Origin of the sequence: Moritella sp. 28, from assembly GCF_018219435.1 — a bacterium.
Lineage (GTDB): Bacteria > Pseudomonadota > Gammaproteobacteria > Enterobacterales > Moritellaceae > Moritella.
Map to the genome: position 1 here is coordinate 2,941,483 of NZ_CP056121.1, position 11,645 is coordinate 2,953,127.

Annotated in this window: 10 protein-coding genes; 7 read left to right on the top strand and 3 right to left on the bottom strand. The window is 36.5% G+C overall.

What is annotated here, in order from left to right:
- Positions 1 to 16: 16 nt before the first annotated feature.
- The 7 genes from HWV02_RS13000 (at position 17) to HWV02_RS13030 (ending at position 9,553) form a co-directional block, all read left to right on the top strand.
- Entirely contained in the window at positions 17 to 1,582 is a 1,566-nt protein-coding gene (locus tag HWV02_RS13000) for an XrtA system polysaccharide chain length determinant (protein ID WP_211676227.1), read from the top strand.
- The gene (locus tag HWV02_RS13005; RefSeq protein WP_211676228.1) at positions 1,579 to 2,340 is read left to right on the top strand and encodes an AAA family ATPase; all 762 of its coding nucleotides are present in this window, start codon (positions 1,579 to 1,581) and stop codon (positions 2,338 to 2,340) included. Before HWV02_RS13000 ends, HWV02_RS13005 begins: the two co-directional genes overlap by 4 nt.
- A gap of 7 nt (positions 2,341 to 2,347) precedes the next feature.
- Entirely contained in the window at positions 2,348 to 3,634 is a 1,287-nt protein-coding gene (locus HWV02_RS13010; protein WP_211676229.1) for a TonB-dependent receptor, read from the top strand.
- Between the two features lie 26 nt (positions 3,635 to 3,660).
- Entirely contained in the window at positions 3,661 to 5,031 is a 1,371-nt protein-coding gene (gene prsR / locus HWV02_RS13015; RefSeq protein WP_211671879.1) for a PEP-CTERM-box response regulator transcription factor, read from the top strand.
- A gap of 60 nt (positions 5,032 to 5,091) precedes the next feature.
- Positions 5,092 to 7,734, top strand: coding sequence for a tetratricopeptide repeat protein (locus tag HWV02_RS13020; RefSeq protein ID WP_211688102.1), 2,643 nt, complete (start codon positions 5,092 to 5,094; stop codon positions 7,732 to 7,734).
- Positions 7,735 to 7,864: 130 nt separating this feature from the next.
- Complete coding sequence (locus tag HWV02_RS13025; protein WP_211676231.1) at positions 7,865 to 8,434, top strand: hypothetical protein; 570 nt, start codon at positions 7,865 to 7,867, stop codon at positions 8,432 to 8,434.
- 69 nt (positions 8,435 to 8,503) lie between these two features.
- Positions 8,504 to 9,553, top strand: a complete 1,050-nt coding sequence (locus tag HWV02_RS13030) for a hypothetical protein (protein WP_211676232.1) — start codon at positions 8,504 to 8,506, stop codon at positions 9,551 to 9,553.
- 167 nt (positions 9,554 to 9,720) lie between these two features.
- Here the strand turns inward: HWV02_RS13030 and kdsB are convergent, their stop codons facing one another.
- From kdsB to lpxK, 3 genes are read right to left on the bottom strand one after another with little or no spacing between them, the layout of a single operon-like run.
- A complete protein-coding gene (kdsB, locus tag HWV02_RS13035; RefSeq protein WP_211676233.1) occupies positions 9,721 to 10,476 on the bottom strand; it encodes a 3-deoxy-manno-octulosonate cytidylyltransferase in 756 nt (251 codons plus the stop codon).
- The gene (locus HWV02_RS13040) at positions 10,473 to 10,661 is read right to left on the bottom strand and encodes a Trm112 family protein (RefSeq protein ID WP_083543910.1); all 189 of its coding nucleotides are present in this window, start codon (positions 10,659 to 10,661) and stop codon (positions 10,473 to 10,475) included. The genes kdsB and HWV02_RS13040 overlap by 4 nt, the downstream gene beginning before the upstream one ends.
- Positions 10,645 to 11,637 carry a tetraacyldisaccharide 4'-kinase gene (lpxK, locus tag HWV02_RS13045; RefSeq protein ID WP_211676234.1) on the bottom strand — a complete coding sequence of 331 codons (993 nt, stop codon included), beginning with the start codon at positions 11,635 to 11,637 and terminating at the stop codon, positions 10,645 to 10,647. The genes HWV02_RS13040 and lpxK overlap by 17 nt, the downstream gene beginning before the upstream one ends.
- Positions 11,638 to 11,645: the final 8 nt, after the last annotated feature.

Consider the following 11,645-nt stretch of genomic DNA (forward strand, 5'->3'; position numbering starts at 1 on the left):
ATGAGGTATTTTAAACATGGAACAAAATGAAATATTAAAATATATACCCATTATATGGCAGAGAATCTGTTTAGAAAGATTAAAATCGATACTGCTTATAACGTTAATCAGCTTTGCCATTTTAAGTATAGGGATCTATAAACCTTCTGTATTTAATAGTGAAGTAACTATTTTTGCTGATACTCAAAATATCATCAAACCCTTACTAGGAAAGCAAACTTCAGTAACAAATGTAAAACAAAGTAGAACAGCACAAATTCGAGATGTTATGTACTCCCCTAGACAGTTAAATAAAGTTATTAATAATATTTATGGCAAAGATACTTTCACAACAGCGGCAGACCGTGAGCAAGAACTGGCCAGTATACGAGAAAAACTAGAGGTCAAAGGATTATCAGGTAATTACATTAAAATAGTGTATCAAGATGATAGCCCTGATAAAACCTATAGATTACTTAATGAAATAGTTAGACTCTTCATTGAAGATAGCGCGAATACTAAAAGAGATGAAAGTCGAAGCGCATATAACTTTATCAAACAACAAGTGGCGAGTTATAAGAATCAATTAGTGTTAGCTGAGAATAAATTAAAGACATTTAAATCATCACATTTAGATGGCACAGAAACAGGCGTCGAATCTAGAATTTCAGTGTTACGTAGTGATATTGAAGATATGAAAATAGAAAAGTTGGAAAACTTAAATCGTATTTATTTACTTAAAAAACAATTAAGTTCACAAAAAAAATTCTCATCGAATGATTATGAAGCATCCCTTTACCACAATCAACTCAGGGCATTACAACTGCGCCTTGAAAACCTACTACTCGAGTATAAAGACGACTACCCTGAAGTATCTGACGTTAGATACCAAATTAGTAATCTAAATAAAGTTATTCAAGATTTGAACTCTGGAAAAAAAGAGAAAAGTGATATATCAACTACTCTCAACCCATTATATCAAGAACTAAAAATAAGTTTGGCAGAAGCCACTATTTTAAACAGCACAATAGAAAACAGACTTAAAGCCTTTCATAAGTTAATTGAAGATGCCTATGAACGACGTAAGCGAATTGCCAATAACCAAGCAGAGTTGTCTGAATTGACTCGGGATTACAATGTAGTTCGGATTCTGTATGAAGACATGCTTGCAAATAAAGAAAAAGCGCGCATTTCCATGGTGCTAGATATTGAAGGACAAGGGGTTAACTACAAAATACAAGAGCCAGCAACTTACCCCATGATCCCATCTGGACTTCGCTTTATACACTTCGTTATTGCAGGCCCCATCCTTGGATTATTATCGGTCATCTGTCTATTTGCAGTAAAAGTCGTACTCGATAATAAGATTCGCTTTGCATCTCAACTGTCATCACTCACTAATACACAACTTCTAATCAGTATTGATCACACTTTTAGTCGCTCTGAAAGAAAAAAACAAAAAATAAACAATATTTTGTGCACGTTTTACTTCTTATGCGCATTAACGATCTATATAGCAACTGCACTTACGCAAAAATATGACGTATCTATACCAACATTAATTACACCATTGTATTTTCAATTAATGGAATTAATAAAATGACACAGAACCCTTTAAATTTAAAAGCACAAAATATTAGTAGTGGCCAATTGAATGCTAATAGTATGGATAGCGATAACTGTAAAAAAATTAAAAATATGAATGATGCTAGCCTATTCACTGCAGAAGAACTAGATGAGCTAAAAATAATTTATCCCGGCTGTAAAAATGATAAATCTCTTAATTATTATCGCGAATTACGCACTAAACTATTAAAAGCAGCCAATAACAAAAATTTTGTTTGTATGGTTTCTAGCGTCGCAGAGGGGGCTGGAACGAGTCATGTTGCAGTTAACTTGGCTGCAAGTATTGCACTGGACCACAGTAAAACAGCGCTGATAATAGACTGTAATAGTTACAACCCTCATTTACATAACTATTTGAAGGATGAAGATCCACTCGGATTATCTAACTACCTTGAGCAAAACACCCAAGAAATCGAAGATATTATCTACCCTTCAGGTATTCGTCGAGTCAGGATTATACCTAGCGGTATTCGAACTGAATATGCAGCTGAAAATTTTTCATCTGAAAAAATGAAATCGTTTATCGATACAGTAAAAAAACGTTATCCAGATCGTTTTATTATATTAGACACTCCACCTATTAGCCTTTATGTAGAAAGCCAAATTTTAGCGTCAATTTGCGATATAGCTATTTTAGTCATTCGCTACGGTCATACTACAGCATCAGAAGTGCAGACCGGAATTGATCTGATTAACAGTGATAAATTAGCGGGTGTTATTCTTAACAATGAGTAATATATCTATGAATATGAGTAACAATACTATTCGAATATATATAACTCTATCCTCGTTTAGCATCTTATACGAGGGTAGCGCTCTTGCATCTGAAGCCTACGCCCGAAACAGATTTATAGAGGTCGGCGCCGAGTATGAATACAGTGACAACATCTATAAAGCACCTAATCGTAAGAAGGATGGGACAACGACGACTGCTGGAATAGAACTCGGCTATGAGCAAAATAAAGCCAACAACCGTATTAGTCTTAACTACTATGCTGAACACTCAGAGACAAGTGAAGCTGACTTACAAAGTAATAGTTATTGGGTCGGTCACTCTGCAATTTCACAAGACGTTTTCAGCAAAAATCTGCTGTTTAATCTTGAGCATACACGACAGCGTTACCTTATAGATCAAACTAAAACAGCACTTGATAGCAATCAGGATGAAAGAGACCTTCTGACAGCGGGCTTACAATGGCGAATTCCTTATTCGCCCCGAGTCATCTTTATATTAGGCGCTACGCATACACAAACTTGGTTTAAAGAAGAGAAGATCAATAATAACAGTACGAACGAAGGCCAAGTCAGTTTGCAATATGCATTCGATAACATATCACAAATTCGACTCAGTTATGTTCGTAGCCAAAATAAGTTTGATGATTTTGACTACACCTACGATGAGCACAGCTTAGATGTTCGCTTTACACGTCAATACTTACTGGGAAATTACGCCTTTAACGCAGGAGGAAACTGGGTTAATGCTTCAAGCGAAAAATATGATGGATACCATTATGGGTTCACTATTGATGCAAAATTTCACCGGTATTTATTTGTCTTTAACGCATCTCAAGTATTAACCAATACTTCAGCTCAAGTTGGGACAGATGATGAGTTAGACTTTTCAAACAATCAATTATTTTATAGAACTAATGTTGCATTGCAACAACAGTACACGTCCTTAGATGAGCGGTTACTCAGCACAATCCGCTTATATTATGATAATGATGATGCAATCGCATCCATGAACGGCTCTGATATCAGAGATCAAGATAGATATGGCGCTTACGGAGAGCTAACGTGGTCATTTACGAATAAATTAAGCGCTAACTTATCCCTCAACTATTATAGCGCAGAGCTTTCAACTCGCGATACAAAAAAATTCGCAGAAGCAAAAATTGGCAGTCGTTATAGTTTAAATTCCTCACTATATATCCAATTTACAGTTTCTTTTGAAAAACAACATAGCATGCAGAACTCTGCGGGTTATGAAGAAAAAAACTATGCAACGAGAATAGCTTTCAGATACTAAATATTCTTATTATTAGGGAGTATATTTTGCAAAAAAACATCACTCAAACATTACTCATTGTTGAAGATGACATCGGGCTTCAAACTCAACTTAAATGGCATTTTTCTAATTATAATGTAGTGGTAGCTGCGAATGTCAATGATGCTATTACAGCTATACGTTTACATGAGCCACAAGTTATGGTGCAAGACCTTGGCTTGCCACCCGAACCAGATGGTGTAATACAGGGTTTCGAATTACTACAACAATCCCTGCGTATACATCCCCACATGAAATTAATAGTGATGACAGGTAATGATTGTAATGAGCATGCGCTAAAAGCGGTCAGCCTAGGTGCTTATGACTTCTATAGTAAGCCAGCCAACCCTGAAACACTGGAACTTATCGTGCAACGTGCCTTTCATATGCATCAACTTGAAAGTAAAAATAGAGCCTTTAACTTATCTAAAAGTAGCAACCTGGAAGGATTAATCACGACCGATGACAAAATGCTTAAACTTTGTAAATTAATCGAAAAAGTAGCGCCGACCAATGCGGCTTGCTTACTCCTTGGTGAAAGTGGAACAGGTAAAGAAGTATTAGCTAAAGCATTACATACTCTCAGCACTCGTAATGAGTATCCTTTTGTGGCAATAAATTGTGCAGCCCTACCCGAGAATTTGTTTGAGAGTGAATTATTCGGCTATGAGAAAGGTGCGTTTACCGGCGCTGTAAAAAGTACCCCCGGAAAGTTTGAGCTTGCGAATGGTGGAACAGTATTTCTTGATGAAATTGGGGAAATGCCCCTGCAATTACAAGCTAAACTACTACGCTTTCTGCAAGAGAAAGTAATAGAACGAATTGGAGGACGGAAGTTAATTCACCTAGATACCAGAATTGTCTGTGCAACCAATAGAAATCTAGAAGATATGATGGCTAACGCCGCATTCCGGGAAGACCTCTATTATCGAATTGCAGAAATACAGATAGAAATTCCGCCATTAAGAGATAGAAGCTCAGACAAAACCTTACTCGCTCGTTATTTGTTAAAAAAATATGCTCAAAAAGAACATTTAAACATAGTAGGTCTTAGTGAAGACGCCATCAATGCTATCGAGGAATATTCATGGCCAGGCAATATTCGAGAGCTTAGCAATAAAGTCACTCGAGCCGCAATCATGTGTGAAGATAAATACATTAGCGCTGAAGATCTTGGTTTAAAGTCAGCTGAAAACATCCATCTAAATCTAAAAGTTATTAGGGAAAGTGCGGAAAAAGATGCGCTTAAAACAACACTAAGTGCAACGGGGAATAATATCTCTGCAGCTGCAAAACTGCTTGGTGTCACTAGACCTACATTATACGATTTAATGAAAAAACATAATTTAGATGCAAGCTTAAAAACAAACTTAATTTAATCACAAACTAAAAATCAGTCAAACACATAAACCTTAAAAAGTTAGACTAGGAAGACACATATGAAATTAATTGAACTTAATATTCAAATAAAAAACCTCTTCACAGCAATATTACTATCAGGTGTAATTCTAGTCGCAGGCTGCAATGAATCAGCTGATTTACAGAGCAGCACTGATCCAAATATATACATTCAACAGAGTAAAGCATTCCTCGATGGGCATCAATTTAAATCCGCTTTTAATGCCGCAACTGAAGGGATCAATGCCGATCCTAAACGACTTGATAGTTATCTTATTTTAGCGTCAATACACCTACAATCAGGGCATCCCAAAGATAGTATTAAAGTGCTTGAAGCTTTTACTGGTAGTAAAAATGCCGAGTACTATTTTGCACTACTGGATGCCTACCAAATGTCAAACAAATTGATTTCAGCACAACAACTTATTGAGCAACAACAACAATTACTATCAACACAAGCACAGCGTTTACAGCTATCCGTTGCACAACAACTACTGCATACCGATAAGTTAGAACAAGCCAAAACAACGTTTAGCCAATTATTAGAAGATCCGGATTACAAAATTGAGGGTATGCTTGGCTTAGCAAAAATTGAAGTAGTCTCAGACAACGAAATTAATGCAATCAATATAATTGATAGTATCATCGACATCGACCCTAAAAACACAGACGCTCTCTTTTTAAAAAGTCTAATTTATATCAATATGGATGAGCTTACTAATGCTGAAGAAGCACTATCACAAACACTGGCTAGCCTTCCAAATGCTGATATATTTACGGTACAACGAATTAAAATATTTCAGAGCTTAGCGCATGTATTAACACAACAAGGGCGACTATCTGAAGCAAAAATATATACGCGTATTTTATCTGATGAATTCCCAATGTCAGAGTCACTGTCACTACAATATACTCAGGCACTTAACTTATTTCAAAATGAAGAGTTTTCAGCAGCTAAAGAAATATTATTGGAGATTTTAGATGGTTCTCCAGGGCATAAAAAATCAGCCGCCTTATTGGGATTAATACTTTACAATGAAGGTAATCCAGAAAACGCCGAAAAGTATCTCATAGATGTTGTTGATCCAGAAGTGTCTCCAACAAAACTCACAGAACTTTATGTTAAAACCCTATTACAACAAAATAAATATGACAATGTATTAGATCTACTTAAATATATACCCGAAACAAGTAGAGATACTGACACATGGATTCTTTATATAAGTGTTGCAATCCAGCAAAAAGAGTTTAGCAAAGCCAAAGAAGGTCTTGATAAAGCAATGTCATTAAACCCTAAGTCTGAGCGTGTTGCATTACTTGCATTCCTTTATTACAGCAACTTACCAGAACCACAGCCAAAGATGGCATTACAAACCCTATCTTCAAGTTTAACTTTTAATCCAGAAAGCCCCAAATTACAAACATTGTACATTCGACAACTACTTACACTTAATAAAACAACGGAAGTAGATAACTATGTTACAAGTTTAGAGGAAACATATAGTAAAAATACGAATACACAATTAATTATCGCGAGTTACTACATGTATCAACAGCGATTACATAAAGCAATACCAATAATAGAAAATATTTTGGTATCAGAGAAAGATAATATCCAAGCACTTTATACCTTGGCTAAAATCAATAATATAAATAAAAACTGGCAGCTATCTTTAAATAACTATAACGACATTATTAAGTTTTACCCTACTGAAATCACAGCCTATAAAGGAGCGATACTGAGCTTAATGAAGTTAAAAAAAGATCCCTTAAAGACAGCTGACTTCCTTCCCGAAAATTATAACGCTAGTTTATTAGCACTAACCTTAGCCCATTTAAGCCTACAACAAAATAGGCTTGATTTAGCTGATAATTATGCAAAAGAAGCAAACAATGAGTTGCCTAAAAAATACCAAGTAAACCTTGATGAATTAACGGTACAAATTGCTCTATTGAAAGGACGTACTGCTTTCATAGAAAAAGATTACCTAAAAGCGAGAGAAATAGTCACCTCAACAACTAAACATTATGTAAATAATGTCCGCCTCCTCAGTTTATTAACTCACATAGAGATCGCTTCAGGTCAATATAACGAAGCCCAAAGCCTAGCTGAACAAATAAACCAATTACTACCCAATAATTCATTAGCGACACTACTCAATTCACAAATATTGAATGCCAAAGGAGAAAAAAATAAAGCAATTAAGCTATTACATTCATACTGGAATAAAGTAAAAGATAGAAGCGTCGCTGAGCAATTATATTTACAATTAAAAACTAATAACTCAGAAAAAGCGTTCACGTTTCTTGATGAATGGCAAAATGAGTTTCCTGATAGCCTGATACCGACTCGTTATAAGGCTATTTACTTACAGGAACAAGGTGAAAATAAGCAAGCGATTGCCATCTATAATGCCATATTACAAAAAGCACCAAATGAGATAATCAGTTTAAACAATACCGCTTGGCTTTCTTTTGAAGCTGGTATTCCACAGGCTCTTTCTTTTGCTGAGCGAGCCTATAAATTAAAGCCCAATAATGCTGCCATTTTAGATACTTATGGTTGGATATTATTTCATCATGGCGATAAAAACCGAGGAAAAGCTTTAATCCAACAAGCCAGTAAACTATTGCCTAATGATAAAAACATTCAACAACATTTAGACGAGGTAAGTAAGGGGTAACTGTCGAAATAATTTACACAAATTTCAAGTAATCAAACTGTCAATATGTAGCACATTGAAAATTAAATAATATTAAAATTGGTGTGAAAAATGCTTAATATTGCATAGGTATATTTTTAAGGAAATAACCATGAGAACGATTATATCTCTACTAACAGCGTTATTTTTATTCGTAAGCACGACAACATCTGCAGTGTTACTTGAAGGTAAAATAGACTTCACTGGTCTATCAACGACTACCGACAATGGTTCAGCAGTAACGTCATTAATGTTCTCTACGTTTGAAATCGATGCGGTAACAGGTGATTTTATTCCAGCTGTGACGCCAGGTGATACAGTCATATTTTCGGATTTAGCCACCATAGTTCCAACAAATGATTTATGGCATATAGGAGGATTTGAATTTGACCTTGCTGCTATTACTATAAATACGATTGTGGGTAGTGTAGCTATCGTTGAAGGGGCTGGTTTTCTTTCAAAGGCTGGCTATGAAACAACGCCCTATAATTGGGCTTACAGTAGCAGACGAGGTAATAACTCCTTCTCTGCAACAGTATCTCCTGCCCCCCCTAGTATTATCCGAACTAGGAGTTCATTCCCACCGACAGTGGTTCCTGCGCCTGCTGGTGCAGCGCTTTTAGGTTTAGCTATTTTAGGCTTTGGATTCACTCGTCGTAATAATCAGGTGCAACACAACTAACCCTATACCAATTTATGCCCGTATAGCGTTGATAGGTAATAAGTCACTTGTTTTAATGGGAATGAGTTAATGGAAAAATATCAAGTCAAATTAATACTCAGTTTAGATTATGAGCTTTTTTTTGGTGATAGTACTGGCAGTATTGAAAACTGTATGATTAATCCGACACAACAGTTACTCCAATTATTGAATAAGTATAATTGTAAAGTCAGCTTATTTGTTGATGCAGGGTTTCTAGTTAAACTAAAAGCGCAATCTTTTGACTTTCCAGTTTTAGAAAAACAATATCAAACGATTAAAACACAATTAAAATCACTGTCATCACAAGGCCATGATATACAACTCCATATTCACCCTCATTGGCAGGATAGCTATTATAATGGTAATACTTGGGTAATTAATACTGAGCGCTATCGCTTGCATGATTTTAACCCAGAAGAGATCTATGACATAGTACAAAGCTATAAACAAGAACTTGAAGCATGCAGTGAACAAGCTGTATTCGCTTTTCGAGCTGGCGGTTGGTGTTTACAACCCTTTGAGCAAATCAAGTTAGCGTTAAAAGCGAGTGGCATTTGGTTAGACAGTACCGTGTTTTCTCAAGGACATTCAGATGATCCAACTCGCAGGTTTGATTTTAATACCACACCTAAGCAAGCATATTGGTATTTTGATAATGATCCTTTAAAACAACAACAAGACGGTTACTTTACCGAACTTCCCATCAGTGCGACTAAAACATCACCTCTATTTTTTTGGAAGCTCGCGCTTCGTAAAAAATTCTCCAGCCATTTATTTAGTTCCTTCGGCGATGGGCGAGCAATGATCGCAAGTCGCAGTTATTATATTGAGCGATTAACGAAAACAACTTACGGGCCAGTCATGATTGATGGATCTAAAGCAGGACAACTAGAGAAGGCATTTCAAGAACATCTAGAACAAGCAAATCAAGATAGTATTTTTAATATAATGGGGCACCCAAAAAGTTTATCCCCCTACTCTTTAATAAAATTAGAGCAATTTTTACAGCTACACCACGAACTAGATTCCATTACCTATCAAGATCTTAAACATCTTAAAAATACATTTATACCAGATCTCAATAAAAGGTGTTCATGAAGGCTCAGCTTAAATACCTAATGTTTACGTATAAGTTATCATTTTACGTCCTAAAAAAGCACCGAACGTTTCCACGCTAGTGCTTTATATACTGACAAATACTTATTGAAAGAGAAGTTTTACATGACTTAATCTAATTAAAACAAGTTTGTATTATCCGTAAACCATCAGCCGTTTACAATGTTACGTACAATAACTAGATCTTCTGGTGTATCAACGCCTGCAGCGGGTGCTTCAAGCGCTTCTTCAACATGAATTTTTTCACCATGCCAAAGTACACGTAATTGCTCTAACGATTCAATCTGCTCTAATTCTGTTTCCGCCCACTGAACGTAATCACGAATAAAACCAGCACGGTATGCGTAAATACCTATATGGCGTTGGTACACAGGCTTAATGTCTGTCACTGGCGTATGCATAAAGTTATCACGATGATACGGAATAGGTGCACGACTAAAATACAAAGCATAACCTTGCTTGTCCGTGACAACTTTAACCGCATTGGGGTTAAAGACTTCTTCCACATCGGTGATAGCAACAGATAACGTCGCCATACGCGCTTCGTTTTGTTTGCCAAGATTAGTCGCGACTTGCTCAATAATACGCGGTGGAATTAATGGTTCGTCACCTTGAACATTAACAATAATGTCATCATCATTAAAACCTAATTTACTACATACTTCAGCTAAACGCTCTGTACCTGAGTTATGCGTAGGTGACGTCATACAAACTTCGTAACCTAAAGCAGCAACCGCCTTTTCAATACGCATATCATCTGTAGCAACAACGACACGTGAAGCACCACTTTGCATAGCTTGTTCGGCAACACGTTGGATCATTGTTTTACCACAAATATCAACGAGCGGCTTACCGGGCAAGCGGCTAGATTGATAGCGTGATGGGATAATGACAATAAAACTCATTTAGCTAACTCTTCACTGCTTAACTGACGTGCTTTAACCTCAAGTAGTACTGGAATACCTTCCGTAATTGGATAAGCAAGACGATCTACATTACAAATAAGTTCATTGTTGCTTTTATCATAGTGCAGTTTTCCCTTACAAACAGGGCAAGCAATAATTTCAAGTAAGTTATGATCCAGAGTCATGGGTTAATTCCTTTAATTTTAATAATAACTGCGGTAAAAAATCGCTATCTAAACTTGCGTTTACCGGTAAATAATACCAATTATCTTGAGCAAAAGATTGACACTTTACAGCATCTTTCTCAGTCATAATAACGGTTCTGCCTGCTGCAAATTGTTCAATTTCAACGGCTGTAAAAGCGTGATGGTCAGGAAATGAAAGATATTCTTCAATCACATAATCGTGTTTATCTAATGTAGTATAAAAACGCTGAGGATTTCCAATACCAGCAATTGCAACCATAGATTTAGATTTATCCAATGTCACTAATTCATTATTTGTTACTCTACGTAATGGCGTTGCGACAAGGTTCATGTTTACTTCCCCAGCGAAGCCATTACCACCATTACAGATTACAAAATCAGCCGTATCTAGACGCCACGGACCTTCGCGTAACGGCCCCATGGGTAACAAATGACCATTACCTAAACGGCGTTTTCCATCGATGACAATTAATTCGATGTCTCGTTGCATAGCATAATGTTGTAAACCGTCATCAGTGATAATAATGTCTACATCAAAATGTGCTAACAAATATGCAGCAGCATCGGAACGAACAGGACTAATCACCAATGGACATCGAGTACGTTGTTGCAACATGAATGGTTCATCACCACTTTGTTCAACAGGTGAGTCCGAATTAACAATATATGGATATTGCGGCGCTTTAGAACCATAACCTCGGCTAATAATACCAGGCTTATATCCAGCGCTAGTCAGTTGCTCACACAAATAAACAACGAGCGGCGTCTTACCAGTACCACCAACCGTGATATTACCAACCACAATTGTCGGTACACTTGGCTTTATACTGGTCTTAATGCCGGATTTAAATAGCGCGCGACGACAGCATGTAATTGCCGCAAAAGTAACACTTAACGGCGCAAGCAGCCATTTAGCCCAATGGTTACCGTACCAAATATCCTCTTCTATTTTCACGCGGAGTC